Origin of the sequence: Luteimonas terricola (genome assembly GCF_004352845.1) — a bacterium.
GTDB lineage: Bacteria > Pseudomonadota > Gammaproteobacteria > Xanthomonadales > Xanthomonadaceae > Luteimonas > Luteimonas terricola.
The window spans coordinates 754,403-779,431 of the sequence record NZ_SJRX01000001.1; the positions used below are offsets into that span (position 1 = coordinate 754,403).

Below are 25,029 nucleotides of genomic sequence, written 5' to 3' on the forward strand. Positions count from 1 at the left end.
CAATGCCGTCATGATCGACTCCACGCGCTATCCGCGCCTATCGCGCATCGACACACCGGCCCGCCTGCGGGAATTCGACGAAGCCGAGCTGCCGGCGATCGCCGACGAGCTCCGCGCCTACCTCATCGAGTCGGTGGGCAAGAGCGGCGGCCATTTCGGCGCCGGCCTGGGCGTGGTCGAACTGACCGCCGCCCTGCACTACCTTTTCGACACCCCGCGCGACCGCATCGTCTGGGACGTCGGCCACCAGGCCTATCCGCACAAGATCCTCACCGGCCGCCGCGACAGCATCCACACGGTCAAGCAGAAGGACGGCGTGGCGCCGTTCCCCAAGCGCGAGGAAAGCGAGTACGACACCTTCGGCGTCGGGCATTCCTCGACCAGCATCTCGGCCGCGCTGGGCATGGCCGTCGCTGCCGCCCGTGCAGGCGACGACCGCAAGGTGGTGGCGGTGATCGGCGACGGCGCGATGACCGCGGGCATGGCCTTCGAGGCGCTCAACCACGCCGGCGGCATGGAGCCCGAGCCCAACCTGCTCGTGGTCCTCAACGACAACCGGATGTCGATCAGCGAGAACGTCGGCGGCCTGACCAAGATGCTGGGGCGCGCCACCGGCAGCCACACGCTCAACGCGCTGCGCGAGGGCGGCAAGAAGCTGCTGGGCGACAAGAAGAAGACGCCCGCGCGCTTCGTCCGCCGCTGGGAAGAACACTGGAAGGGCATGTTCGTGCCCTCCACCCTGTTCGAGGAAATGGGCTTCCACTACACCGGCCCCATCGACGGCAACGACATCAGGGCGCTGGTCTCGGCGCTGAAGCTGGTGCGGACGCTGAAGGGCCCGCAGCTGCTGCACGTCATCACCACCAAGGGCAAGGGCTACGAACGCGCCGAGGGCGACCAGATCGGCTACCACGCGGTGTCGCCCTTCGACCCGGGGCAGGGCCTGGTGTCCAAGCCGGGCGCAGTGAAAAAGCCGACCTATACCGACATCTTCGGCGACTGGCTGTGCGACATGGCCGCCGCCGACGCCACGCTGATGGGCATCACGCCCGCGATGCGCGAGGGTTCCGGCCTGGTGCGCTTCAGCAAGGAGTATCCGGAGCGCTACTTCGACGTCGCCATCGCCGAGCAGCACGCGGTGACCCTGGCCGCAGGCATGGCCTGCGAGGGCGCGAAGCCGGTGGTGGCGATCTATTCGACCTTCCTGCAGCGCGGCTACGACCAGCTGGTGCACGACGTCGCCGTCCAGGACCTCGACGTGCTGTTCGCGATCGACCGCGGCGGCGTGGTCGGCCCCGACGGCGCCACCCACGCGGGCAACCTCGACCTCAGCTACCTGCGCTGCGTGCCCAACATGGTGGTGATGGCGCCGGCCGACGAGAACGAGTGCCGGCAGATGCTGTCCACCGGTTTCCACTTCCACGGTCCCGCGGCGGTGCGTTACCCGCGCGGCAGCGGACCCGGGGTCGCCATCCAGCCGACGCTCGATACCCTGCCGATCGGCAAGGCGCAGCTGCGCCGCCAGGGCGCGGGCATCGCGCTGCTGGCCTTCGGCGCCACCGTACCGGCGGCCGAGGCCGTGGGCGCGGAGCTGGGCCTGACGGTCGTCAACATGCGCTTCGTGAAGCCGCTCGATCGCGAACTGGTGCTCGAGCTGGCGCGCAGCCACGAAGGCTTCGTGACCATCGAGGACAACGTGGTCATGGGCGGCGCCGGCTCGGCCGTGTCCGAGCTGCTGGCCGCCGAAGGCGTGCTGCTGCAGGTGCTGCACCTGGGGCTGCCCGACGCCTTCCAGCACCATGCCAGCCGCGAGGACCTGCTGGCGGAGGCCGGAATCGACGTCGCGGGCATCCGCAGCGCAATACTGGCGCGCTTGCCGCAGCTTGCACAGGGCGCGGACGCGACCCCGCTCACCGCTGCGGGCTGAAGCCCACGGGGGAAATCCCTCAGGCTTATACTCGTCCGACGTCGGCGCATGACGCCGGCTTGGCCCGGACAGGGGGAGGCCAGCGTTGCAGGAAGCAGGAGTACCCGGCTCACCGTCGCGCGAACGGGTGACCGTGTTCGCGTCCAAGCGTGCGCGCGCATCGCTGCCCCGGCGCATCTACCTCTACCGCAGCCTCGGCATGGGGCTGGGCGCACTGGTGATCGCGATGGTGCTGCTGGAACTGCAGGCCGGCCCCTTGCGCTGGGCGCTGTGCATCTTCACCGGCCTGGCCTGGCCGCATCTCGCCTACCAGTGGTCGCGACGCAGCGCCGCCCCCTTCCGCGCAGAGCAGCGCAACCTGGTGATCGATTCCGCGATCGCCGCACTCTGGGTACCGCTGATGCACTTCAACCTGCTGCCCAGCGTGCTGCTGATGGCACTCTCCGCTGCCGACAAGATGAACACCGACATCCCCGGCCTGGTCCAGCGCACGCTGCTGCCGTCGCTGCTCGCGCTGCTGGCCGGCGGGCTGGCCACGGGCTTCGCCTTCGAGCCCCACTCGAGCACCGCGGTGATACTGGCCTGCCTGCCGATGATGCTGATCCACACCTTGATGGTCGGCCTCGGGCGCCTGCAGCTGGTGCGCAAGGTCCTGCAGAAGAACCGGGAACTCGACCTCCTGAGCCGGACCGACGTGGTCACCGGCCTTGTGCTGCGCGGGCACTGGGAGCGGGGCGCGGTGGCCACGCTGCACGATGTCCATGCGCAATCCCGACCGGCGGCGCTGGTGCTGATCGACATGGACGGCTTCAAGCTGGTCAACGATCGCCACGGCCACATCGCCGGCGACGCCCTGCTGCGCAAGGCCGGGGCGGTGCTGCGGAGCGTGCTGCGCCCGGGCGACATCGCAGGGCGCTATGGTGGCGACGAATTCGCGGTGGTGTGCCCCGACACCGGGCTCGACGAAGCCACGGCGATGGCCGAGGCTTACCGTGCGGCGATGGAAGGCATCGCACTGACGCAGGCACCGGACCATGCGCACTCGGTGAGCATCGGCATCGCCCGCGCACGGGCCAACCACGCGCGCATCGAAGACTGGATCAACGCCGCCGACAAGGCGCTGTACGAAGCCAAGCGCCGCGGCCGCAACTGCCTGGTGGTGGCGTCCGAGCCTCAGGGGGCGTCCACCACGTAGCCGCGCGCGGCCAGTGTCTCAAGCATTTCCCCATCGCCGAGCAGCTGGTGCATGGGCAGCACGGCGAAACCGACCTGATGTTCCGCCAGCGCCGCCTCCACGTTCGCAAGCCACGCCTGCCTGGCGCGCTGCGGCAGTTCGTCCATGCCGAGCCTGCGCGCCAGCTCGCTGCCGGTCACCGCCTCCTGGCAGGTCGCGTAGTGGTTCTACCAGGGCAGCGCGCGCAGGCCCTCCAGGTCGCCCACCGCCCAGGCATTGGCACGCGCGCGCATGGTATCGCCCCCCATGCGCAGCCCGGACTTGCGCAGTGCCGCCTCGTAGAGCTCCCGTGCCGCGAGCAGCGGGCGACGCTTCTCGACGCCGCGGTCGCGGCCCATGTAGCGCGCCTTGAGCACCTCCCAGCGCGCATACAGCTCCGGCGACACCACCTCCCGCAGCGGCCGCTTGCCGGGGTTGTTGCGCGCCCGCAGCATCGCCGGCAGCAGGGCCATGCCGCGGAAGATGCCGATGTCGGCATCCACCACCACCGCCAGCGGCGCGATCACCACCTGCGCGTCCGCGATCACGGACTCGACCTCCGCCGACATCCACTCCATGCGCCGCGGCAGCGGCGAGACCGTGCCGAGGATGTAGAGCACATGGTCGCCGCTTGAGACCTTCCACATGCCGGGACCCGGCTGGGCGCCGGAGACCACCATCGCTTCGAGGTCGACGATATCGTCGTCCGCGGCCACGCGGGCCGGGTCCGCTGCGGTGGCTGGAAAGGCCACCAGGAGGGACAGCAACAGCGTCGCAAGGATCGTTCGTACCGGCTTCGCAAGCATGCAGCGCCCTCCCTCGGGTCCGCGTCGGGTCATCCTGGGAGCGCGACGCGCGCGCTTGGTTCCCCCAAGGGCGGAAAGCACGAAGCCCGCTTGTGGCGGGCTTCGTGGAATCGGATGGTCGGGGTAGCCGGATTCGAACCGACGACCACTTGTCCCCCAGACAAGTGCGCTACCAGGCTGCGCTATACCCCGGTCGGAGAATTATAGCGGTCGCGGCCGCGCTTGGGGAGCTTCAGCGCCGCAGCAGCTGCAGCACTTCCTCCAGCTCCATCCGCACCTGGCGGACGATCTGGGTGCTGAGCGCGGATTCCTGCTTCGCGCCCTCGCCCTCCAGGCGCAGGCGGGCGCCGCCGATGGTGTAGCCCTGTTCGTACAGCAGGCCGCGGATCTGGCGCACCATCAGCACGTCGTGGCGCTGGTAGTAGCGGCGGTTGCCGCGGCGCTTGACCGGGCTGAGGCTGGGGAATTCGGTTTCCCAGTAGCGCAGCACGTGCGGCTTGACGTCGCAGAGCTCGCTGACCTCGCCGATGGTGAAGTAGCGCTTGGCCGGGATCGGCGGCAGTTCGCGGTTGCTTCCGGGGTCAAGCACGGCTGGCTCCTGCGTAGGCCTCGACGCGCTCCTTGAGCTTCTGGCCCGGGCGGAAGGTGACCACGGTGCGGGCGGAGATCGGGATCTCCTCGCCGGTCTTGGGGTTGCGGCCGGGACGCTGGTTCTTGCGGCGCAGGTCGAAGTTGCCGAAGCCGGACAGCTTGACCTGGCGCCCACCCTGCAGCGCTTCGCGCAGCGCAGTGAAAAACGCATCGACGAATTCCTTCGCCTCGCGTTTGTTCAGGCCTACCTCTTCGTACAGTCGCTCTGCCATTTCCGCCTTCGTCAACGCCATGCCAGCCCCCCTGGTCAGCTCCTGATCCTTGCGCCGTGCGCACCCGAGACCGCATCGGTGACCGAGGCCACCACCGCATCCACATCGCGGTCTGTCAGCGTGCGCGAATCATCCTGCAGAATCAAGCCCATGGCGACACTCTTGAATCCCGTTTCCACGCCCTTGCCGGCGTAGACGTCGAACAGGCGCAGGCTGCGCAGGCAGGGGCCGGCGGCCGCGGACGCGGTGGCTTCGAGCTCCCGCCAGGCGAGGCCCTCGGCAACGATGAATGCGAGGTCGCGACGCACCGAGGGGAACTTCGACAGCGGCTTCGCCTGCGGGAGATCGCGCACGACCAGGGCGCCCAGGTCGAGTTCGAACGCCACCACGGCGTGATCCAGGTCCAAGGCCTGCTGCAGGCGCGGATGCAGCTCGGCGATCGCGCCGACCACCACGCCGGCGCGCAGCACCTCGGCCGCGCGGCCGGGGTGCGCCCAGGGCGGCGATGCCGGGCGGAACGCGAGCCGCGCTCCGGACAGCGAGGCGAGCGCTTCGAGGTCACCCTTGAGATCGTGGAAGTCGACGCGCCGCGCGGGCAGGCCCCACTGTTCGGCCACCACGTCCCCGGTCGCGACCGCGGCGATGCGCGGCGTTTCGCGCGGGGCTTCGCCGGCGGTCTCGGCGGCGGCGAACACCTTGCCGAGTTCGAACAGGCGCACGCGCCCCTGCTGGCGCGCAGCGTTGCGCGCCAGCGCGTCGACCAGTCCGGGCAGCAGCCGCGGACGCATCACGCCCAGCTCGGCGCTCAGCGGATTGGCCAGCGGCACCAGGCCTTCGTCGGCCTGCCAGCGCTCGAGCAGGCCGGCGTCGACGAAGGCGTAGTTGATCGCTTCCAGATAGCCGCGACCGGCCAGGGCGCGGCGCAGGTCGTGCTCGGGCACCTTGCCTTCCGGCGGCGACACCAGGCGGGTGGAACCGCCGGGGAGCGTGGTCGGCACGGCGTCATAGCCGTGGATGCGCGCGATCTCCTCGATCAGGTCTTCCTCGATCGCAAGGTCGAAGCGGCGGGTCGGCGCGGTCACCGACCAGCCGTCCGCAGCGGCGTCCACGCCCAGGCCCAGCGCGCGCAGGATGCGTTCGACCTCGGCGTCGTCGACCTGCACGCCAAGCACGCGCGCCAGGCGGGCGCGGCGCAGCAGGATCGTCGTCGGCATCGGCAGCGCGTCGGCAAGCACGGCCTCCGTGACCGGGCCGGGCGTACCGCCCGCGATGTCGAGGATGAGCCGCGTCGCGCGTTCGATCGCAGTGCGCGGCAGCTCCGGGTCCACGCCGCGCTCGAAGCGGTGGCCGGCATCGGTGTGCAGGCCAAGGCGCCGGCCGCGGCCGATGATCGCGGCCGGGGCGAAGTGCGCGGCCTCGAGGAACACGCTGCGCGTGGCGTCGGTGACGCGGGTGTCGAAGCCGCCCATCAGGCCGGCCAGGCCCACCGGGCGATCGGCGTCGGTAACGGCCAGGAAGCCATCGTCGAGCGCGGCCTCCCGGCCGTCGAGCAGGACCAGCGACTCGCCGTTGCGCGCACGGCGCACGCCCACCGGACCCTTCAGCAGCTCGCGGTCGTAGGCATGCATCGGCTGGCCCAGCTCCAGCATCACGTACTGGGTGACGTCCACCAGCAGCGACAGCGGGCGGATGCCGCTGCGGCGCAGACGCTCGGCCATCCAGACCGGCGTGGGGCGGGTGGCGTCGATGCCTTCGATGACGCGGCCGAGGTAGCGCGGGGCGTCGGCGCCGGCGTCGAGCCTCACCTCGACCGTGGCGTCGCTGGCAGCGGCCACCGGTGCGGCATCGAGCTCCGCGACCGCGCCGTCGCAAGCCGCGGCAACGTCATAGGCGATGCCGCGCACGCTGAAGCAGTCGGCGCGGTTGGGGGTGAGCTTGAGCTCGAAGCTCGCGTCGGGCAGGCCGAGGTAGCCGGCCAGCGGCGCGCCCACGGGCGCATCGTCCGGCAGCTCCAGCAGTCCCGAGGCGTCAGCGTCGATGCCCAGCTCCTTCGCCGAGCAGAGCATGCCCTTGGACTCCACGCCGCGGAGCTTCGCGGCCTGGATGGTCAGCTCGCCCACCTGCGTGCCGATGGTCGCCAGCGGCGCCACCAGGCCGGGGCGCGCGTTGGGCGCGCCGCAGACGATCTGCAGCATGCCGGCGGCGCCGGCATCGACCTGGCAGACCTGCAGGCGGTCGGCTTCGGGATGCTTTTCCGCCGACACGATGCGCGCGACCAGCACGCCATCGAGCGCCTCGCCCAGCGGCGTCACCTCTTCGACCTCGAGGCCGATGGCGGTCAGCGTGGCTGCCAGCTCATCGCGCGTGGCCCCGGTGGGGACGTGCTGGCGCAGCCAGTTCTCGGAAAATTTCATTGCAGCACCCGGATGGCAGGTTCGTGGGGGCGACGCTTGGGCGTCACGCGAACTGGCGCAGGAAGCGCAGGTCGTTGTCGAAGAAGCTGCGCAGGTCGTCGACGCCGTAGCGCAGCATCGCGAAGCGCTCCACGCCCATGCCGAAGGCGAAGCCGGTGTAGCGCTCCGGATCGATGCCGACGTTGGCCAGCACCTTCGGATGCACCATGCCGCAGCCCAGCACCTCCAGCCACCGGGTGCTGCCGTCGGGCTGCGCCCAGGCGATGTCGACCTCGGCCGAGGGCTCGGTGAAGGGGAAGTAGCTGGGGCGGAAGCGCATCTCGAAATCGCGCTCGAAAAACGCGCGCACGAACTCCGACAGCGTGCCCTTGAGGTCGGCGAAGCTCGCGCGCTCCTCGACCAGCAGGCCTTCGCACTGGTGGAACATCGGCGTATGGGTCTGGTCGGAATCGCTGCGGTAGACCTTGCCCAGCGCGATCATGCGCAGCGGCGGCTGGCCACCGGCCGCAAGCAGGTCCTGCATGTAGCGCACCTGCACGCCCGAAGTGTGGGTGCGCAGCACGCGGCGGTCGCCGCTGCCGTCATCGGCGATGTAGAAGGTGTCGTGCATCGCGCGCGCCGGATGGTGCGGCGGGAAGTTGAGCGCCTCGAAGTTGTGCCAGTCGTCCTCGATCTCGGGGCCGTCGGCGAGCTCGTAGCCCAGGCGCCCGAAGATGTCGGCAATGCGCTCCATGGTGCGGCTGACCGGATGCAGGCCGCCGGCGTCGCCGTTGCGCCCCGGCAGGCTGACGTCGATGGTTTCCGACGCCAGGCGGGCCTCGAGCGCAGCGGCGTCGAGTCCGGCCTTGCGCGCGGCCAGCGCGGCGCCAATGGCGTCGCGGGCGCGGTTGATGGCTTCGCCGGCCGCCTTGCGCTGGTCGCCGGGCAGCGCGCCCAGCGACTTCAGCTGCGCGGTGACGCTGCCACTCTTGCCGAGCAGGGCCACGCGCAGCGCCTCGACCGCGTCGGGCGTGGCGGCGGCGGCGATGTCGGCGAGCGCCTGCTCGCGGATGTGTTCGATCTGGGTCATCGGGGCACCGTCTGAGGCCAAAACGAAACATGGGGAAGGACTTGCGCCCTTCCCCATGCGTTTACTGCGTTGTACGTCCGCCCCGCGAAGGTTCCATGTACTGAACCTCGCCGGCGCACGACAAACTTACGCTGCGAGCGCGCCCTTCGCCTTCTCGGCCAGCGCGGCAAAACCCGCCGCGTCGTGCACGGCGATATCCGCCAGCACCTTGCGGTCGAGGGTGATGCCGGCCTTCATCAGGCCGTTCATGAAGCGGCTGTAGCTCAGGCCGTTGATGCGGGCCGCGGCGTTGATGCGGGTGATCCACAGCGAGCGGAAATTGCGCTTCTTCTGCTTGCGACCGATATAGGCGTACTGCAGGGCCTTGGTGACGGCCTGCTTGGCAACGCGGAACACCTTGCGGCGCGCGTTGTAGTAACCCTTGGCCTGCTTGAGGACCTTCTTGTGACGGCGGCGCGCCTGCACGCCACGCTTGACTCGTGCCATTGTTCAGTCCTCCTCAGAGATACGGCAGCATGCGATCGAGACGACCGCTGTCGCATGCAGGAATGTGGTTCGTCTGGCGGAGGTTGCGCTTCCGCTTCGTCGCCTTCTTCGTGAGGATATGGCTGCGGTTGGCATGGCCCGCCTTGTACTTTCCGGAAGCGGTCTTCCGGAAGCGCTTGGCCGCGCCCCGATGCGTCTTGATCTTGGGCATTGCTGTGTCCTTGTCGGTACGTCTTCTACTGGCCCGGGCGGTGGCTCGCGCCACGCTTTCCGTCCTGCCCTTGCCTGTTTGATGGCCCCGGGTCCCGAAGGGAGCCGAGGCGGGTCCAACCGGCCCACCCGCAGTACGGGCGAACCGAGCCGCGCATTATGCACGCGTTATCGTTCCTGTTGCAAATCATGGGCTTCGCGGCGGGGTCGCCCCCGTCCTGCCCCCGCGGCCTACTTCTTCTTGGGCGCGATCATCATCACCATCTGCCGGCCTTCAAGGCGCGGCCTGGACTCGATGACGATGTCCTCGCCCAGGTCGGCCTCGATCCGCGCGGCCATGCCGCGGCCGAGCTCCTGGTGGCTCATCTCACGGCCACGGAAGCGGATGTTGACCTTGATCTTGTCGCCTTCTTCCAGGAAGCCGCGCATCTTGCGGAGCTTGATCTGGTAGTCGCCCTCGTCGGTCACCGGACGGAACTTGACTTCCTTGATCTCGACCTGGCGGGTCTTCTTCTTGGCTTCGTTCGCCTTCTTCTGGGCTTCGAACCTGAACTTGCCGAAGTCCATGACCTTGCAGACCGGCGGATCGGCGTTGGGCTGGATCTCGACCAGGTCAAGTCCTTCCGCCTCGGCCATGGCGATGCCTTCATCGCGCGTCAGCACGCCGATCATTTCGCCATCCGAGCCGATCACGCGCACGCGCGGCACGCGGATTTCTAGATTCCTGCGGTTCTGCTTGTCCGGGGTACTGATATTGCGATCTCCGTGGGTGGAACGTCCTGGCAGGGCCCCGTGTCCGGGACCCACGACGCCTGCCGCATGGCAGGCATCGGGCTATATGATACTCAGGGACCCCTCTCCGCGTGCATCCGGGCCATGAAATCGGCCAGCGGCATCGAGCCGAGGTCCTCTCCGGCACGCGTGCGCACGGCGACCGTGCCCTGTTCTTTCTCGCGGTCCCCCACCACGAGCAGGTACGGCACGCGCTGCAGCGTGTGCTCGCGGATCTTATAGCCGATCTTCTCGTTCCGCAAATCGGATTCGACCCGGAGGCCTTGATCTGCAAGGGTTTTCCGGATGTCCTCGGCCCAGTCGGCCTGGGCGTCGGTGATATTCATCACCACCGCCTGCACCGGGGCCAGCCAGGCGGGGAAGGCGCCGGCGTGCTGTTCGATCAGGATGCCGATGAAGCGCTCCATCGAGCCCACGATGGCGCGGTGCAGCATGACCGGCGTGCGCTTCTGGCTGGCTTCGTCGACGTATTCCGCGCCAAGACGGCCCGGCATCATGAAATCGACCTGCATCGTGCCCAGCTGCCAGGTGCGGCCAATCGCGTCGCGCAGGTGGTATTCGACCTTGGGCCCGTAGAACGCGCCCTCGCCCGGCAGCTCCTGCCATTCGACCCCGGCGGCGGACAGCGCGGCGCGCAGGGCGGCCTCGGCCTTGTCCCAGGTGGCGTCGTCGCCCAGCCGGGGTTCCGGGCGCAGGGCCAGCTTGACCTGGACGTCGGTGAAGCCGAAATCGGCGTAGACCTTCATCGCCTGGGCGTGGAAGGCGGTGACCTCCGGCTCGATCTGCGACTCGGTGCAGAACACGTGGCCGTCGTCCTGGGTGAAGCCGCGCACGCGCAGGATGCCGTGCAGCGCGCCCGAGGGCTCGTTGCGGTGGCAGGCGCCGAACTCGCCGTAGCGGATCGGCAGGTCGCGGTAGCTGTGCAGGCCCTGGTTGAACACCTGCACGTGGCCGGGGCAGTTCATGGGCTTCACCGCATAGGTCCGCTTCTCGGACTCGGTGAAGAACATGTTCTCCTTGTAGTTGTCCCAGTGGCCGGACTTCTGCCACATGCTGACGTCGAGGATCTGCGGGCAGCGCACCTCGCCGTAGCCGCTCGAGCGGTAGACGCCGCGCATGTACTGCTCGACCACCTGCCACAGTGCCCAGCCCTTGGGGTGCCAGAACACCAGGCCCGGGGCCTCTTCCTGCAGGTGGAACAGCTCCTGCTGCTTGCCGATGCGGCGGTGGTCGCGCTTTTCGGCCTCTTCGATGCGCAGCACATAGGCCTTGAGCTGCTTCGCGTCGGCCCATGCGGTGCCGTAGATGCGCTGCAGCTGCTCGTTCTTCGCATCGCCGCGCCAGTAGGCGCCGGAGGTGCGCAGCAGCTTGAAGGCCTTCAGGAAGCGCGTGTTCGGCACGTGCGGGCCGCGGCACATGTCGACGTATTCCTGGTGGTGGTACAGGCCCATGGCCGTGACCTCGGGACCCATGTCGTCGATCAGGCGCAGCTTGTAGTCCTCGCCGCGGGCCTCGAACGTGGCGACCACCTCGTCGCGCGGGGTCATGCGCTTGATGACGTCGTATTCGGTGTCGATCAGCTCGCGCATGCGCTGCTCGATCGCCACCATGTCGTCGGGCGTGAAGGGCTGCTCGCGCCAGATGTCGTAGTAGAAGCCGTCCTCGATCACCGGCCCGATCACCATCTTGGCGTCCGGGTACAGCTGCTTGACCGCGTGTCCGACCAGGTGGGCGCAGGAGTGGCGGATGATCTCGACGCCCTCGGGGTCCTTCGGCGTAAGGATCTGAAGGCTCGCGTCGCGGTCGATGATGTCCGAGGCGTCGACCTGGCGGCCGTCGACCTTGCCGGCCACGGTGGCCTTGGCCAGGCCCGGGCCGATGGACTCGGCGACCTGCATGACGGTGACGGGGGCTTCGAACTCGCGGCGGCTGCCGTCCGGGAGGGTGATCGTGATCATCTGGATAGGGGCGTCTGGTCTGTGGCGGGCGTACCCGCGGGCATCAAAAAGGCGCCACGCAGGCGCCTTCCGGATCGGCCGCGGGCAGGTATCAGCAGTGGGCGGTGGTAGTGCTCATGTCGCACGCTCGGCCGGCGCTGGGCGCGGGCCACCTTGTTCCGGAATGAAGCTCTCCCGATTCTAGCCCAAATGGCGACCCTCAATGGCGGCACGACCCCGCTCAGCCACCCCGCCCCGCCACCCCGGGCGGCAGTCCCGAACCCGGGGGCGGTGCTCCGCCGCCCCCGGTCGCGACGCCGACGGCGTTGTAGGGAGAGAACTGGCCCAGCACGCCGTTGAAGAACATCGCCGCCATGGGCGGCGCGCTGACGATCAGCATGGTCAGGATGATGCCCATGCCACCCTGCTGCATCGCCATCGATGACAGGCTCTCCTGCGTCCCGGGCAGGCCGACCAGATCCGCCACCCAGAACGCGAGGCCGACGGCGATCAGCATGTCCATCGCCAGCGTCACCATGACCGTGAGCAGGGCCAGGGAAAACAGCGTGCCCAGTCCGTAATACAGCCATTTGCTGAACAGCTGCCGCGTGCCGCGGAACAGCAGGCACAGGATGAAGATCGGCCCCAGCCCGATCACCAGCGCGATCGCCACCTTGTTCAGCAGCAGCATGCCAGCCGCGACGATCGCGGGACCGCCGAGGCCGACGCCGGTGAACCACATTGCGCGCGACTTCCGCTGTTCGGTGAGCAGATCGCCACCCTCGTCGATGGCACCGATCACCTCCAGTGCCACCTGCATGATCGCCAGCGCCTTGTCGATATCCTGGTAGGCGCTCCCTTCCTGTCCGGTCACGACTTCGGACACCACCCCGGCCAGGCCATCGGTGAGCACGCGATAGATCGATCCGGTGCCGGCCGCGGAACCGGTGGCGATGCCGATGATCAGCACCGCCTTCAGCGAATCCCCGACCAGGGCCATCATCGGCTCGCGCGACAGGCCGGTGGCGATGCGGTAGCCCTGTACCAGGATCCACAGCGTGAGCAGGGTCAGCGCGGCACTCCCGGCCACGACCACCACGCGCCCGAGCAGGTTGCCGGCGAACTCGCCGATCTCGTCGTCGAGGAAGCTGTTGATCTCGTGGAAGAACACCATGTTGGGCAGCGACTGTGCCTGCGCCCAGTCCATGGCCACCGTCATGAGGCACGCCACGCTGTCGATCGCCATCGCGGGCTCCTCAGCGGTCCCGCTCGCGAGCGGCCCGCAGTGCGAGCTTCAGCGCCACGCCCTGGACCAGCGCCCCACCCGGCTGTCCCTGCAGGGCCTCATTGGCCACGCGAACATGGTTTTCACGCAGGGCGCGCAGTGCAGTGTCGTACGCGGCCATCAGCCGTTCGCCGCTTTGCACGTCGTTCTGCAGCTGGCCCTGGATCGACAGGATCCGGTTGGTGTTGGACGCGAGCTTGCCCTCCTCCTCCTTGCCGATCGCTTCGCGCTCGGCATAGGCCGCCCGCAATTCCTCGTCCCGGTCATTGACGACCTCGAGCATGTCCACGATCGCGTTGAAGCGGCGGTTCTCGGTGCGCACGATGGACGTGCAGTAGGCGAACTGTTCCTCACCCTTCGCGTGCCTGGCAGGACCGGTACCGCAGCGCTTGACGAGGTCGGCGTCCGCGTCGCGCTTCTCGAAGTTCTCGCGATGCCCGGCGCTGCCGGAGTAGGCCGTGCCGGTCACCAGGGCCTGCTCGTACTGCTTGTTCAGCGTCTGCAGCTGCTCGAGCTGGCGCTGGTAGTCCTCGATCATCTGCCGGTACTGTGCCACCCAGCCGAGCGCTGTCTTCACCGTGTGCGGTACGTCGACGACCGCCCACTGCGCCATCGCCGGGCCAGCGGCCAATGCACCGCAGAGCGCGAGTACCAGCCCACCCTTTCGACCGCACCGCCTGCGCGGCCCCCCGACTTCCCTGTCGTCCATGTCCCACTCCTTGGGTTGAAACGATGTCCTACGCGACCGATACGTCCGCACGCCTGCCCTTGCGTCGCAGCTGGAACTCCGCAAGCCATTGCTCGGGCCGCAGCGCGTCCGCGGGCGCGCCAATGGCGACGGCCCTTTCCGTGATGACCTGGTGCATGACTTCGATGTTGTCGGTGGATGCCGAGATCACCGCGAGCACGTCGTCCATGCCTCCCAGGTCCAGGCGACACACCGCCGAGGCATGACCCTGCTTGACCAGGAAGCAGCGCGAGCGCTCGTCGAGCGAGACCACCACCCGGTACTCGGCGTCGGTGAGCTTCAGGCCTTCGACGTAGTCCTTGCGGCTGGCGTTCGGGTTCGGCAGCAGGACGAGGGTGGCGGTCTGCTCGACCAGGGCCGCGGCGATGTCGCTGGCCAGCGCGTCTTCCGGGCTCTGGGTGGCGAAGATCCCCAGTCCGTTCTGCTTGCGGATGGTCTTCTGCTTGTTGCGCGCGAACTCCTTGAGCGCACCGCCGCCTTCGAGGATCTTCCAGAACTCGTCCATGACGTAGACCAGGCGCCGGCCGTCGATGATCCCTTCCAGCCGGTGCAGCAGGTAGCGCACCACGGGCACCCTGACCTCGGCGTTGTCGAGGATCTCGGTGTAGTCGAAGCCGATGATGTTCGCGCGCGACAGGTCGACGGTGTCTTCGGGATTGTCGAACACCCAGCCCAGGCTGTTGCCCGCGGTCCATTTTCGCAGGCGCGCGTAGAGCCCGTCATCGCCCATGTTGGGCAGGCTCTTCTGCAGGTTCGCCATGCTGCGCAGGTGCATGGGCGTGTCGAGGATGCCTTCGACCGCCCGGTGCACGTCCTCGTCCTCGCGCGCGGTGTAGACGGGCTTGCCGGCGAGCAGCTTCACCAGTTCGGCGAGGAACTGGACGTTGGCTTCGCTGCGTTCGCATTGCAGGGGGTTGAAACCCGTCGGGCGTCCATTCTCGAGCGCGAGGTAGTTGCCGCCGCATGCACGCACGAAGATCTCCGCGCCGCGGTCCTTGTCGAAGAAGAACACGGTGGGTGCGGGATCGAGCTTCTGCGACTGGGCGAGCAGGAAATTGACCAGCGCTGTCTTGCCGGTGCCGGACTTGCCGATCACCAGGGTGTTGCCCAGCGCCTTCTCGTCGAGGGAATCCTCGGCCGGATGGGTGGCATGGAAGTTGAAGTAATAGGGTTGGCCGTTGCTCGCCTGCAGCGTGGTCACGCAGTCGCCCCAGGGATTGCGCGTCCGCTTGCCGGTGGCGAAGTTGTGCAGCGGCGACAGGCCGAGGAAATTGAGCGAGCTGAGGTTCGCCAGCCGCGTCCGGTAGCGCCAGTTTCCGGGCAGCTGGGCGTAGAAGGCCGACGCCACCGCCAGGTCCTCCTTGGCCGACACGAAGCCGGCATTCGAAAGCTCGGCGCGCGCATCGGCGACGTGGCGCGACAGCGCCTCCTGGCTGCCGGCATGGATGGCCAACGAGAAGTGGTACTCGCCAAGCACGAAGTTGCCTGACGCAAGCTCGTCCATGGCCTGGTCGAGCTCGGCGATCTGGCTGACCGCCCGGTCGCCCGACGACACCATCATGCCCTTGGTGCGGTCGAGCACGCGCAGGGCGTCCTGCCGCCCCATGGGGCTGAAGGATTGCGTGAGTACATACTCGAAGCCCAGGTACTTCAGGCCGTTGAGGATCCCGGGCCAGGTGGCGTCGGTGTACTCCTTCACGTTGAGGATGGCGCCGTAATGGTGGCCGCCCGAAGGCGTGGCGACCACGAAGTCACCCGTCCGCGCGGAGAAGGTGTGGCGACTGGTTGGGAGGTAGTCGGCGATGGCCGCCGGCAATACCGGCACCGGCTCGTCGAGACGATTCAACACGTAACCATAGAGTTCGAGCACTTCCGAGAACACGACGCCGTTGTCGCGTTCATACGTCCCCAGGCGTCGCGGTGAGTAGTCCTTGAGCACGGCCTCGACGTTGCCCGCCAGCTCATGCAGGCGATCGACGGCCTGCCGCTCGATGACCCGGAGGCGCGCAAGGTCCGCCGAGCGCTCGACCAGGCGGCGACCGGCCACGACGGGGCGGTAGATCATGGTCAGGAAGAGTTCGTTCTGAAGCGACTCCTTCTCCGCCAGCGACGCGAAGTACGCGTCCGAGAGCGCCTGGTTGAAGGCGCCGTCGAAGTGCCCGCCGCCCTGGATCTTCCGGCGCCGGCGGATGTCGTGGGTCCAGAACGCGACGTTCGCAAAGTCCGGCGCGCGCAGCGTCTGCAGCATGCGGTTGAAGGTCGCATGCCGATGCTCCAGCTCCCATTCCTCGCGCCCGACGAACGGCAGTCCGTCGAGCCGCCACGCGACCAGGTAATCGCCGCCGGTGGTCTTGACCACGTCATCGGCGACATGGCTCGACAGCGGCACGAAGCCACCGACGGCGACATCGGCAAGCACCGCGTTCACCGGCGCGTCCCGGGATCGCGCCCGGCGATCGGCGCGAAGGACCAGTCGCCGCCGCGCAGCGCGCGGTTGCGCACCCTGGCGCGGAGCTGCCAGCGCAGCCCCAGCAGCCGGAACACCATCTCGTCGCGGCGCGCCATCTGCCGCATGGCCAGTATCACCAGGGGCATCAGTACGAGCAGGAGCAGGTTGACGTACACCGCAAGCAGCAGGCATGCCCCCGCGCCGATGAAGAACGGCACGTAGGGCACGCCAAGGAACATGGCCGGCCGCGTGCATCCGCGGAAGAGCACGTCCTTACGCATGGAACACCGGAACCAGCGCGTCGAGCATCGCCGTGCACTCGCCCGCTTCCGGACCCAGCAGCATGCGCGCGATCTGCGCGGCGGCGCCGATCAGCAGCCCGCCGACGAGGATCGGCGCCACGTCGGAAATGCGCTTGTGCGCGAAGGCGATCTGGTAGCCGGCGAAGATGATGGCGATGGTGACCACGGCGATCGACGCCATGTTCAGCAGGCCGTTGACGTTGTCGAAGAAGCCGCAAACCTTGGCGTCGGCTCCGCCGAAGCCCTGGGCCAGGACCACGGCCGGAGCCGCTGCCAGGAGTGCCGCGAATCCTGCCGCGATGCGGCCCTGCCGGTGATGGCGCGTGCAACTGGTGTCGGAGGTATTGGTATCCATGCTTGCTTCCTTGCTCTGGGTGGTTGGGACCGCGGCATCCACCGCGGCTAGAAGACGAACGCGGAGTCGCCCGCGCGCCCTGGAGATGGCGATGGCGACGAAGGCAACGCCTGCGCCGTCCCTGGGCCGGTGACCTGCGGCACGAACGGAGCTCCATCCAGTCCACTCGCGGGAAAGGCCGCGCCCGGGCCGTCCTCACCCTGGTTCTGGCCGACAAGGGGCAGGTTCCAGGAGCTGCCTGGTGGATCAGGCCTCGCCGGGACGGACACCGGCCCGGCAGCGCGGCGTTCACGCAGATCCGCGGCCACGCCTTTGGGTGTCGCTCGCCGCGGCGCCCCCGACGCAAGCGGGATCGCCGCCATCAGCTCCCCGACAAGATCCAGACCGGCCGCGACCATGGAGCTGCGGATCTTCTGCACGTAGCCGTCGCGGAAGCCGCGGACGAAGTTGCCCGAGTAGTAGCAGCTGAACGCCTTGTCCCAGTCTCCACCGGCCCGTACATGACAGTCGGCGAGGATGCGCGCGCCGGCGGCCAGGTTCGGGCACGCGGCAAAAGCGTCCTCATAGCTCGACAGTCCCTGGGCCGCGAGGTTGTGGCGATTCACCTGCGCAAGCCCCAAGGAGAAGTTGTAGCCATCCAGTTCGAGCCGGGAGGCGGTGGCGACGGCTTCGTCCAGGCTGCGCGGCTGCCGCGCCAGGCGCGCGCCCACGACTCCGATCGCATAGGGGTTGAACGAAGACTCCACGCGCACCACGTGTTCCATGATCTCCGTCGGCACCGCCAGGTCCTGGCATGCCAGCATTTCCAGGCCCGGGATCATGCCGCAGCCTCCCCGGCCAGCGCGTCCGCGCAAGCCCCGCCGAACTCGATGCCCGTGATGTGCCGCCGGCCACCACCGCTGCCGATGTGGACGACGATGTCGATGCTCATGGCCAGCAGCCTGCGGATGGTGGAAAACTCCAGCCCCGCACCCTCAGCCGATGCCTTGACCATCAGTGCAAGCTGGTCCCAGGTCTGCGCGGTGCTCCCGGCGTGGCAGCTGGTGATCGAACCGGGATGCCCGGACGCGCAGTTGCGGATGAAGTAGAAGGCCTCGTCGCCACGCAGCTCGGCGAGGATGATCCGGTCGGGCTTCATCCGCAGGCAGGCTTCCATGCAGGATTTGGCCGTGACTTTCGCCGTGCCCTGCCCACCCTTGGAATACAGCAGGTGCACGGCATTGGGCTGGCTGATGAACAGCTCGCGTGCGTCTTCGATCGTGACCAGCCGCTCGGCGGCCGGGATGTGCTCGACCAGCGCCTTCATGAAGGTGGTCTTGCCGCTGCCGGTGGCGCCCGACACCACGATGTTCCGCCGCAGCTGGACCGCGCGCCGGAAGAATTCCGCATGATCTCCGTCCGCATGCAGGCCAAGCAGTTCGCGCTGCCCCTCGCTCAGGCCCCCGGCGGTGCGGATCGACGAGAAGAAGCCGTCGGCCTCGTAGTCTTCGAGGCGGCGGACGTGGCACGAGGGCAGCCGGATGGTGATCGACACCGTCCCGGCCTCGCATGCCGGCGGGATCACGAACTGGGCACGCTGCCCGGTCGGGAAGGTCAGCGACACCACGGGTTCGGCATCGGTGATGCGCTGCCCGGTATTGCTCTCGTTGACCACCGCGGTGCAGAACTGGCGCGCCCGCTCGAAACTCAGGCCGGGCACCGCCACCCGCTGCCAGCCTTCGCGCGTCTCGAGCCAGATCTCGCCCGGACGGTTGATACAGATCTCGGTGACGTCCGTCGAGGCCATGTGCTCCAGGATTCCCAGCACCTGGTACTGGTAATCGAGGAAGCCTGCGGCAACCCCGGCCACCTGCTCACGATCCATCGCGCGGGTGCCATCGGCCATCACAGCTGCGCCACCACCGCGGAGAAATCGACGTCTCGGGCGACGTAGACATTGAGCACGGTGCCGTGCTGGATGGTGACCGTGGGCGGACGGCGGGCATCGAGCGCCTGGTTCGCCAGCCGCTCCATGCTGCGCGCGGTCGCGCTTTCATAGGGCGAGTGGACGACAACGCCGCCCTCGCCGATCACGGCGCCGGTGGGGCCTTCCTTCGCCGCCGCGTACTTGAAGGCGTCGCTGATCATGCTGACCAGGAGCGCCGAGCCGATGCGCGAACCCCAGTGCGCGCTGTAGTGGCCGGGATGGCCGGCCCCGCCGAGGCCGTCGACACCGGGACTGGCCATGCGGATGTCGATGCCGGTCGGCGTGGTGATCCTGTCCCAGACCACGGCCACGCGCGGGCCGCGCGGCTCGGAATCGTAGCGGCCGAGCACCTTGGAGCCGCTGGGCAGCAACAACCGGCGTCCGTTGATCGAATACACCGGCTCGGTGACGACGCAGGACGTGAAGCCGGGAATGTCGGTGACGATGCGCGTTTCCAGCACGCAGCGGATATAGGTGCCACGGACCAGCAACGAGTCGGCGCGCAGGATCGGCCTGGCCGCGGTGGCCGGATCCGCCGGCGGCGGCGGTGCCTCCGTACCCTGCAGGCCAGCCAGCATGGCCTGCATGTACGGGTCGCCCGAAGGCGGGGCCTCTCCCCCGGCGGTGCGCCGGTCCAGCAGGCTCGGACCCTGCGGTGCCAGCGACGGCACGACAAGTCCGGCCAGCGGCAGCGCCGGCGGCTGCGGCATCGGCACTACCGGGACCGGCTCCATGGCGATCGGCGGTGGCAGCGACGCTGTGGCCGGCGTTGCCGCCACCCGCGGCAGGTCCGGAATGACCACGGCCTGCTCGCGCGGAGCGACGGCGGTGTCTCCGCCTCCGCCGACCGCACGCATCATGCCGACGATCGCAAGCACAAGGAGCAGCACGATGCCCGCGAGGAACACCAATGCCTTGCGGTTGAGCCGTTGCACGTCTTCCACCCGCAGCGCCGGAGCCGCGGCATCGAGATCCGGCGCCGCCTGCTGTGCCGCGTAATGGCCGCCGGCCGTCCCATCCCGGGTCCGTTCCGCGCCGGTCATCGCGCATTCCTCCTCAGTCCAACCACGTCACGATCGTGGCGCACGACCAGGAACGGATAGGTGCCGTGCACCACCAGCACCCCGTCCTCGACCGTGGTGTTGACGGCGAACTCTTCGCCGTCGCGCGCCCGGCGTGCGAACACGGCCGGGAACGTACCGGTGGGAAGCGCCGCCTGCCCGCCCATGCGCAGGTAGGTAAAGCGACCGTCGTCATAGACGTTCACCGGAACCAGCCATGGCGGGGCGCGGCGCGCGGCGGCATCGTAGTCGAAGTTGTAGTGGCGTCCCTTCTCGAGCCCGGTGCTCTGGCCGAGGTCGGCGACCGCCTCGAGCGGCGCGGCGAAGCTCGCATCGGCCGGGTAGCGAAAGGCGACCTTGTACTGCACCCCTGCGCGCCGGACCTGCTCGAGCGTGGTCCAGTCCGTCGCCACCACCTTCAGTTCGAAGATATAGGCATGGGTTTGCGTTCGCACCAGCATGTTGGTGTCCACGTCGACGCCGCGCGGCCGGAGGTAGAACACGTTTCCGCGGCGGATCAGGTCCCAGCCGGTACTGAACCCGGTGCTGAAGTCGAGGATCTCCTCGGCGGGATCAAGCTCGACCTGGGTGGTGATGCCAAGCGCGGCCCGGATTGGATAGACGCCGTCGACGACATAGTCGTAGACGTCGACCTGGGGCGCGGGACCCGGCTGTGCGGCGGCGGGCGGCGCGAGCAGGCAGGCGGCAAGAAACACGGGGACGAGGTTCATGGCTGTGCTGCTCCGGCATGCGGATCGGGGCCATCGACGGGCGCGAGCTCCGCGGCATCCATCTGCTGGCCATCGGGAAACGCCGCTGCATCCACGAAAGCCGGCTCCGGCTCCGCCTCGGCCGGCGGCAGCGGCGCGTAGTCGTTGTCGGCCCGGTAGCTGGTGACCTGGAAACCCAGGGGATTCTCGAGCCGGTCGGGCTCGTCGAGCTTCAAGGCCAGGTTGTAGGTGAAGCCGATGGTGGCGATGCGGCTGTCGAGGGGGCGGGTCGCTCCGCTCGCCTTGTCGTAGATGCTGCGCTGGAAGCGCACCGTGGCACCGTCCGCGCCGCCGCCGCGGCCGTCGACGAGCTGGATGCTGAGGATCCGCACCCGGATCGCCCGGCTGCGACCGTAAGTGTTGTATGGACTGCCTGGATTGTTGGCGGCGTGCAGCGCCGCGTACTCGCGCCCCACCTCGGGCGCGGACATGCCGTGCACCGCGCGCCAGTCGCGGAGGTTCATCATTGCCACGTCGTAGGACTCGCGCAGGCTCACGAAACGCGCGACGTTCGCGCGCGCGATCGCCTCGCTGGCGGTGATGCTGCGGTGGCGAAAGTCGGCATCGAGCCGCGCGACGGTGGCATTGCCGCTGTAGGCGTCGGCCATCACCAGGAAGGGCACCCGCTCCTTGAGCGGCATGACCAGGAGGTAGCCGGCACCCAGCAGCAGTGCGGTCACCGATGCGATCGCAGCCACCCACCACGCGCGGCGCTCGCTGCGAAGCGCAAGGTCGGCGATGCTGGTTTCGTAGTTGACCGCGGCGGCGACCGCATCCCTGGTCGCCGGCCCCGATGGCTTCTTGTCGAACATGCTGCAATCCATGCAAGGTCCGTGTCTGGTTTTCGAGTGCGTCCGCTAGCCTTCCCCGCCACCTCCCGCGGCGACGACAAGCCGGTGCCCCTCCATCCGCATCACGACTCCGTGCAGGCCGAAGGCGCTGTCCAGCTGCGCCACCGCATCCGCGATGCTGTAGGCGCGCACGGCGCGGACCGGCTGGTGCAGGGTGAAGTCGGACGGGTGGCGATAGTCGAGCTCGGCGCCGCTGTCGCGCGCCCAGCGCGCGAGCAGGGTCCGCAGGGTGCGGTCCATCGGCGAGGCCTGGAACACGTAGGCGCCGCGCAGCGGAATCGCTTCGGTGTGTTCGGCGTATTTGTTGACCGGTGCCCAACGCCCGGAGAAGTCACGCGCCTCGTGGCCCGCGCAGGCGCTGGTTACCAGCGACGCGCCAATGACCGCCATGCATGCAAGCTTCGACAACCTGATGTCCATGCCACCCTCCCTGGCCATTGCGCTGGACACGCGAATAAAAAGAGGCCGGAACGATCCTTGTCCTCGGCCGTGGAACTCCCTGGTGCCGCGTCGTGCTGCGGCCAGCGCGCTCTCTCCCCTCGCGCCATGACTCCACGCTAACCCCGCATCACCCCGGGTTCAATACGTGTTCGCGCGCAGTTATGTGACTTCGGCCAGAGAAAGGAAAACTCCTACTGCGGTTTCAGGCAGCAAACAGCGAATACAAGCTGTCATCCAAGCCCTTTATCATCGGCCCATGCTTATCCATCTCCGAACCGCGGCCCCCTTTGCCGCCATCCTCGCCGCCGCGCTCGCCCTTTCGGCCTGCAGCAGCCCCGGCCCGGGCATCACCCCGTCGCCCGCACCCGGCGCCCAAACGGCCGCGCCGGACCCGGTGTTGCTCATCTCCATCGACGGCCTCCACCCCGACCGCATCAACACCACCGACTCGCCCACCATCGCCCGCCTTGCCGCCGGCGGCGTGCAGGCGCGCTGGATGACGCCCTCCTACCCCTCGCTCACCTTCCCCAACCACTACACCATCGTCACCGGCCTGCGCCCGGACCGCCACGGCATCGTCCACAACTCGATGCACGACGAAGACCTGGGCACCTTCCGCCTGTCCGACCGCGACGCGGTGGGCAACGGCGACTGGTGGGGCGGCGAGCCGATCTGGGTGGGCCTGGAGAAAGCCGGCACGCGCACCGCCACCATGTTCTGGCCGGGTTCCGAGGCCGAGATCGCCGGGGTGCGGCCCACGCGCTGGCACCTGTACGACGAGACGATCACGGCGGCCGATCGCGCCGACACGGTGGCCGGTTGGCTGCTGGAAGACGACGCCACCCGCCCGCGCCTGGCCACGCTGTACTTCCACTCGGTCGACACGGCGGCCCATACCTTCGGCCCGGATTCCGACGAGGCGCGCGCCGCGCTCGTGGACATCGATACCGCCATCGGGGGGCTGTTCTCCACACTCGAGCGCGGCGGGCGACTGCAGCACACTAACATCGTGCTGGTCTCCGACCACGGCATGGCCGCTGTACCGCCCGGCAACCAGGTCTCCGTGGGCGACATGGTGACGATGGAGCAGGCGCAGCTGGCCAGCATCGGCCAGGTCGTCCAGGTGCAGCCCAGGCCCGGCTTTGAATCCGAGGTGGAAGCGCGCCTGCTCGGGCGCCACGACCACTACGAATGCTGGCGCCGTGACGAGCTGCCCGCGCGCTGGCACTACGGCACCCACCCGCGCGTGCCGGCCATCGTCTGCCAGATGGACGAGGGCTGGGATGCGCTGCTGCCGCGGATGCTGCAGGGACGTGCTGAAGGCGGCATGCGCGGGTCGCACGGCTACGACCCGGCGCTGCCGTCGATGCGGGCGGTGTTCATCGCCTCGGGCCCCGCCTTCCACGAGGGCGCCGTGATCGATCCCATCGACAACGTCGACGTGTATCCGCTGCTGGCGCGGCTGCTCGGCATCCCGGCCGCCGACAACGACGGCGATCCGGCGGCCCTGCTGCCCGCGCTGGCGCCCGCGACGGCCGACTGAGCGCCGTGGGCGTGGCGCGGTGGGCGCGACCCTGCTTCGAAGAACAGCGTGCCGTCACGCTGGCGCAGGCTCATCGCCATTGCGCCCTGCAACCGGTACTCGCCAACCAGTGCCTTTGAGGAGTTCCTGCGGCGGCGACGCACACGTGGAGCAGCGGAATTACGGAGTGGTGAACCGGTGTCGCGAGGATGCAAGCAGCCCGGCCATCGCGGAGTGGAAGCGCGCGGCCACCGCGTCGCGATCGCGGTGCCGACCTCCCCTGACCACGGTGCTCCCGGCGACCTCCACCTCGACCACCACGGGCCGGTTGCCGCTGAAGATCCAGCGATCAGCGAGGTCCTCAGCGCCCGCCCCGGCCAGGATCGGCGCCTGCGCGTCGAGCACCACGACATCGTCATGCGTGTCTTCGAAGCCGGTGGCGTTGGCCGCAGTGGCATGCACCCCGCCCAACAGCGTCTCGCCCACGCTCGGCGAGTCCGGGCGCACTGCGATATTGCGGTGGCGGGACACCAGCCGCTGGCCGTACTCCAGCCAGCGCAGCTCCTCCACCGGCGATACCGAGATGTGCGAATCCGAGCCGATGCCCCAGGCGCCGCCGGCCGCGAGGTAATCGCGCAGCCGGAACAGGCCGTCGCCGAGGTTGGCCTCGGTGGTGGGGCAGATGGCCACGGTGGCACCGCTGTTCGCGATCCCGGCCACCTCCCAGTCGTTGAGGTGGGTCGCATGCACGAGCGTCCAGCGCGCATCGACCTCGGCGTTCTGCAGCAGCCATTCCACCGGGCGGCGGTCGCGGATCGCGAGGCAATCCTGCACCTCGCCCACCTGTTCGGCGATGTGGATGTGGACGCGCGCATCCGCCGGGAGTGCGGTGAGCACGACGTGCATCGCATCGGCCGGCACCGCACGCAGGCTGTGCAGTGCGCAGCCGACGCGGAGCGTGTCGCTGGACTGCGCGTGCAGCGTCTCGAACAGGCGCAGGTAACCGTCGACGTCATGGCCGAAGCGCTTCTGGCGCTCGCCCAGCGCGCGGCCATCAAAGCCGCCGGCCATGTACAGCACCGGCAGCAGGGTCAGTCGGATGCCCGCGTCGCGCGCGGCGGCGATCAGCGCCTGCGACATCGCCGTAGGGTCGGCATAGGACCGGCCGTCTGGCGCGTGGTGCAGGTAGTGGAATTCGCACACGGTGGTGTAGCCGGCCTCCAGCATCTCGACGTACAGCTGGCTGGCGACCGCGTGCAGGGAGTCGGGATCGAAGCGCGCGGCCATGCGGTACATGGTGTCGCGCCAGGTCCAGAACGAATCCTCGGGATGGGTCTGGCGCTCGGCCAGGCCGGCCATGGCACGCTGGAAGGCGTGCGAGTGCAGGTTGGCGATGCCGGGCAGCTGCCAGCCGGCGTCCACCTGGCGGACGTGAGGCGCGGGCGGGGGGGGGCTGACAGGCATGGCGGAACGCTCCGGCGGAGGGTGCGATAGGCTACCGCGTCGACGCCACCCGAGTTCGATCCATGCCGCACAACGCGATCAACACCGTGCTTTCGCCG

The 25,029-nt window shown here is 68.8% G+C and carries 25 protein-coding genes and 1 tRNA gene; 3 read left to right on the top strand and 23 right to left on the bottom strand.

Annotated features, from left to right (window positions below):
* Positions 1-10: 10 nt before the first annotated feature.
* On the top strand, positions 11-1,927 hold the full coding sequence (gene dxs, locus E2169_RS03485; RefSeq protein ID WP_132985189.1) for a 1-deoxy-D-xylulose-5-phosphate synthase: 1,917 nt from the start codon (positions 11-13) through the stop codon (positions 1,925-1,927).
* Positions 1,928-2,060: 133 nt separating this feature from the next.
* Positions 2,061-3,122, top strand: coding sequence for a sensor domain-containing diguanylate cyclase (locus E2169_RS03490; protein WP_132985190.1), 1,062 nt, complete (start codon positions 2,061-2,063; stop codon positions 3,120-3,122).
* Here the strand turns inward: E2169_RS03490 and E2169_RS03495 are convergent.
* From E2169_RS03495 to E2169_RS03600, 22 genes are all read right to left on the bottom strand, one after another.
* A complete protein-coding gene (locus E2169_RS03495; RefSeq protein WP_132985191.1) occupies positions 3,101-3,301 on the bottom strand; it encodes a TraB/GumN family protein in 201 nt (66 codons plus the stop codon). The genes E2169_RS03490 and E2169_RS03495 overlap by 22 nt on opposite strands.
* A gap of 27 nt (positions 3,302-3,328) precedes the next feature.
* A complete protein-coding gene (locus tag E2169_RS03500; RefSeq protein WP_165942319.1) occupies positions 3,329-3,946 on the bottom strand; it encodes a TraB/GumN family protein in 618 nt (205 codons plus the stop codon).
* Between the two features lie 115 nt (positions 3,947-4,061).
* Positions 4,062-4,138: transfer RNA gene (locus E2169_RS03505), tRNA-Pro, on the bottom strand.
* A 40-nt stretch (positions 4,139-4,178) separates the two neighbouring features.
* On the bottom strand, positions 4,179-4,535 hold the full coding sequence (locus E2169_RS03510; RefSeq protein WP_132985193.1) for a MerR family transcriptional regulator: 357 nt from the start codon (positions 4,533-4,535) through the stop codon (positions 4,179-4,181).
* Complete coding sequence (locus E2169_RS03515) at positions 4,528-4,830, bottom strand: integration host factor subunit alpha (RefSeq protein ID WP_132985194.1); 303 nt, start codon at positions 4,828-4,830, stop codon at positions 4,528-4,530. The genes E2169_RS03510 and E2169_RS03515 overlap by 8 nt, the downstream gene beginning before the upstream one ends.
* Before the next feature lie 14 nt (positions 4,831-4,844).
* Entirely contained in the window at positions 4,845-7,223 is a 2,379-nt protein-coding gene (gene pheT, locus E2169_RS03520) for a phenylalanine--tRNA ligase subunit beta (protein ID WP_132985195.1), read from the bottom strand.
* Positions 7,224-7,266: 43 nt separating this feature from the next.
* The gene (gene pheS, locus E2169_RS03525; protein ID WP_132985196.1) at positions 7,267-8,292 is read right to left on the bottom strand and encodes a phenylalanine--tRNA ligase subunit alpha; all 1,026 of its coding nucleotides are present in this window, start codon (positions 8,290-8,292) and stop codon (positions 7,267-7,269) included.
* Between the two features lie 126 nt (positions 8,293-8,418).
* Positions 8,419-8,778, bottom strand: a complete 360-nt coding sequence (rplT, locus tag E2169_RS03530) for a 50S ribosomal protein L20 (RefSeq protein ID WP_132985197.1) — start codon at positions 8,776-8,778, stop codon at positions 8,419-8,421.
* A 13-nt stretch (positions 8,779-8,791) separates the two neighbouring features.
* On the bottom strand, positions 8,792-8,989 hold the full coding sequence (gene rpmI / locus E2169_RS03535; protein ID WP_055249161.1) for a 50S ribosomal protein L35: 198 nt from the start codon (positions 8,987-8,989) through the stop codon (positions 8,792-8,794).
* A gap of 230 nt (positions 8,990-9,219) precedes the next feature.
* Positions 9,220-9,741, bottom strand: coding sequence for a translation initiation factor IF-3 (gene infC / locus E2169_RS03540; RefSeq protein ID WP_370465138.1), 522 nt, complete (start codon positions 9,739-9,741; stop codon positions 9,220-9,222).
* Positions 9,742-9,833: 92 nt separating this feature from the next.
* Positions 9,834-11,738, bottom strand: coding sequence for a threonine--tRNA ligase (gene thrS / locus E2169_RS03545; protein ID WP_132985198.1), 1,905 nt, complete (start codon positions 11,736-11,738; stop codon positions 9,834-9,836).
* 220 nt (positions 11,739-11,958) lie between these two features.
* Positions 11,959-12,963, bottom strand: a complete 1,005-nt coding sequence (locus E2169_RS03550) for a TrbL/VirB6 family protein (RefSeq protein ID WP_132985199.1) — start codon at positions 12,961-12,963, stop codon at positions 11,959-11,961.
* A 10-nt stretch (positions 12,964-12,973) separates the two neighbouring features.
* Positions 12,974-13,711 carry a TrbJ/VirB5 family protein gene (locus tag E2169_RS03555; protein ID WP_132985200.1) on the bottom strand — a complete coding sequence of 246 codons (738 nt, stop codon included), beginning with the start codon at positions 13,709-13,711 and terminating at the stop codon, positions 12,974-12,976.
* Between the two features lie 28 nt (positions 13,712-13,739).
* Positions 13,740-16,169: a VirB4 family type IV secretion/conjugal transfer ATPase gene (locus E2169_RS03560; RefSeq protein ID WP_132985471.1), complete on the bottom strand. Its 2,430-nt coding sequence runs from the start codon at positions 16,167-16,169 to the stop codon at positions 13,740-13,742.
* 5 nt (positions 16,170-16,174) lie between these two features.
* Entirely contained in the window at positions 16,175-16,480 is a 306-nt protein-coding gene (locus tag E2169_RS03565; RefSeq protein ID WP_132985201.1) for a VirB3 family type IV secretion system protein, read from the bottom strand.
* Positions 16,473-16,856, bottom strand: coding sequence for a TrbC/VirB2 family protein (locus tag E2169_RS03570; RefSeq protein WP_132985202.1), 384 nt, complete (start codon positions 16,854-16,856; stop codon positions 16,473-16,475). Before E2169_RS03570 ends, E2169_RS03565 begins: the two co-directional genes overlap by 8 nt.
* Positions 16,857-16,903: 47 nt before the next feature.
* On the bottom strand, positions 16,904-17,677 hold the full coding sequence (locus tag E2169_RS03575; protein ID WP_132985203.1) for a lytic transglycosylase domain-containing protein: 774 nt from the start codon (positions 17,675-17,677) through the stop codon (positions 16,904-16,906).
* Positions 17,674-18,720: a P-type DNA transfer ATPase VirB11 gene (virB11, locus tag E2169_RS03580; protein ID WP_132985472.1), complete on the bottom strand. Its 1,047-nt coding sequence runs from the start codon at positions 18,718-18,720 to the stop codon at positions 17,674-17,676. Before virB11 ends, E2169_RS03575 begins: the two co-directional genes overlap by 4 nt.
* Positions 18,721-18,740: 20 nt before the next feature.
* Positions 18,741-19,865, bottom strand: coding sequence for a TrbI/VirB10 family protein (locus tag E2169_RS03585; protein WP_132985204.1), 1,125 nt, complete (start codon positions 19,863-19,865; stop codon positions 18,741-18,743).
* The gene (locus tag E2169_RS03590; RefSeq protein ID WP_132985205.1) at positions 19,862-20,614 is read right to left on the bottom strand and encodes a TrbG/VirB9 family P-type conjugative transfer protein; all 753 of its coding nucleotides are present in this window, start codon (positions 20,612-20,614) and stop codon (positions 19,862-19,864) included. The genes E2169_RS03585 and E2169_RS03590 overlap by 4 nt, the downstream gene beginning before the upstream one ends.
* Complete coding sequence (locus E2169_RS03595) at positions 20,611-21,465, bottom strand: VirB8 family type IV secretion system protein (RefSeq protein WP_165942320.1); 855 nt, start codon at positions 21,463-21,465, stop codon at positions 20,611-20,613. The genes E2169_RS03590 and E2169_RS03595 overlap by 4 nt, the downstream gene beginning before the upstream one ends.
* A 45-nt stretch (positions 21,466-21,510) precedes the next feature.
* Positions 21,511-21,924, bottom strand: a complete 414-nt coding sequence (locus E2169_RS03600) for a hypothetical protein (protein WP_132985207.1) — start codon at positions 21,922-21,924, stop codon at positions 21,511-21,513.
* A gap of 277 nt (positions 21,925-22,201) precedes the next feature.
* Between E2169_RS03600 and E2169_RS03605 the strand changes: the two genes are divergently transcribed.
* On the top strand, positions 22,202-23,488 hold the full coding sequence (locus E2169_RS03605) for an alkaline phosphatase family protein (RefSeq protein WP_132985208.1): 1,287 nt from the start codon (positions 22,202-22,204) through the stop codon (positions 23,486-23,488).
* Between the two features lie 159 nt (positions 23,489-23,647).
* On the opposite strand, the gene E2169_RS03610 is transcribed toward E2169_RS03605, so the two are convergent.
* Positions 23,648-24,991 carry a formimidoylglutamate deiminase gene (locus E2169_RS03610; RefSeq protein ID WP_132985209.1) on the bottom strand — a complete coding sequence of 448 codons (1,344 nt, stop codon included), beginning with the start codon at positions 24,989-24,991 and terminating at the stop codon, positions 23,648-23,650.
* Between the last annotated feature and the right edge of the window lie 38 nt (positions 24,992-25,029).

What these genes read in the sequence shown, in the direction of transcription:
- dxs (WP_132985189.1), top strand. Translation starts at nt 11, where the DNA reads ATGATCGACTCCACGCGCTATCCGCGCCTATCGCGCATCGACACACCG.
- E2169_RS03500 (WP_165942319.1), bottom strand. Translation starts at nt 3,946, where the DNA reads ATGCTTGCGAAGCCGGTACGAACGATCCTTGCGACGCTGTTGCTGTCC.
- E2169_RS03515 (WP_132985194.1), bottom strand. Translation starts at nt 4,830, where the DNA reads ATGGCGTTGACGAAGGCGGAAATGGCAGAGCGACTGTACGAAGAGGTA.
- pheT (WP_132985195.1), bottom strand. Translation starts at nt 7,223, where the DNA reads ATGAAATTTTCCGAGAACTGGCTGCGCCAGCACGTCCCCACCGGGGCC.
- pheS (WP_132985196.1), bottom strand. Translation starts at nt 8,292, where the DNA reads ATGACCCAGATCGAACACATCCGCGAGCAGGCGCTCGCCGACATCGCC.
- rplT (WP_132985197.1), bottom strand. Translation starts at nt 8,778, where the DNA reads ATGGCACGAGTCAAGCGTGGCGTGCAGGCGCGCCGCCGTCACAAGAAG.
- rpmI (WP_055249161.1), bottom strand. Translation starts at nt 8,989, where the DNA reads ATGCCCAAGATCAAGACGCATCGGGGCGCGGCCAAGCGCTTCCGGAAG.
- thrS (WP_132985198.1), bottom strand. Translation starts at nt 11,738, where the DNA reads ATGATCACGATCACCCTCCCGGACGGCAGCCGCCGCGAGTTCGAAGCC.
- E2169_RS03550 (WP_132985199.1), bottom strand. Translation starts at nt 12,963, where the DNA reads ATGGCGATCGACAGCGTGGCGTGCCTCATGACGGTGGCCATGGACTGG.
- E2169_RS03555 (WP_132985200.1), bottom strand. Translation starts at nt 13,711, where the DNA reads ATGGACGACAGGGAAGTCGGGGGGCCGCGCAGGCGGTGCGGTCGAAAG.
- E2169_RS03565 (WP_132985201.1), bottom strand. Translation starts at nt 16,480, where the DNA reads ATGCGTAAGGACGTGCTCTTCCGCGGATGCACGCGGCCGGCCATGTTC.
- E2169_RS03570 (WP_132985202.1), bottom strand. Translation starts at nt 16,856, where the DNA reads ATGGATACCAATACCTCCGACACCAGTTGCACGCGCCATCACCGGCAG.
- E2169_RS03575 (WP_132985203.1), bottom strand. Translation starts at nt 17,677, where the DNA reads ATGATCCCGGGCCTGGAAATGCTGGCATGCCAGGACCTGGCGGTGCCG.
- virB11 (WP_132985472.1), bottom strand. Translation starts at nt 18,720, where the DNA reads ATGGATCGTGAGCAGGTGGCCGGGGTTGCCGCAGGCTTCCTCGATTAC.
- E2169_RS03585 (WP_132985204.1), bottom strand. Translation starts at nt 19,865, where the DNA reads ATGACCGGCGCGGAACGGACCCGGGATGGGACGGCCGGCGGCCATTAC.
- E2169_RS03590 (WP_132985205.1), bottom strand. Translation starts at nt 20,614, where the DNA reads ATGAACCTCGTCCCCGTGTTTCTTGCCGCCTGCCTGCTCGCGCCGCCC.
- E2169_RS03595 (WP_165942320.1), bottom strand. Translation starts at nt 21,465, where the DNA reads ATGTTCGACAAGAAGCCATCGGGGCCGGCGACCAGGGATGCGGTCGCC.
- E2169_RS03600 (WP_132985207.1), bottom strand. Translation starts at nt 21,924, where the DNA reads ATGGACATCAGGTTGTCGAAGCTTGCATGCATGGCGGTCATTGGCGCG.
- E2169_RS03605 (WP_132985208.1), top strand. Translation starts at nt 22,202, where the DNA reads ATGCTTATCCATCTCCGAACCGCGGCCCCCTTTGCCGCCATCCTCGCC.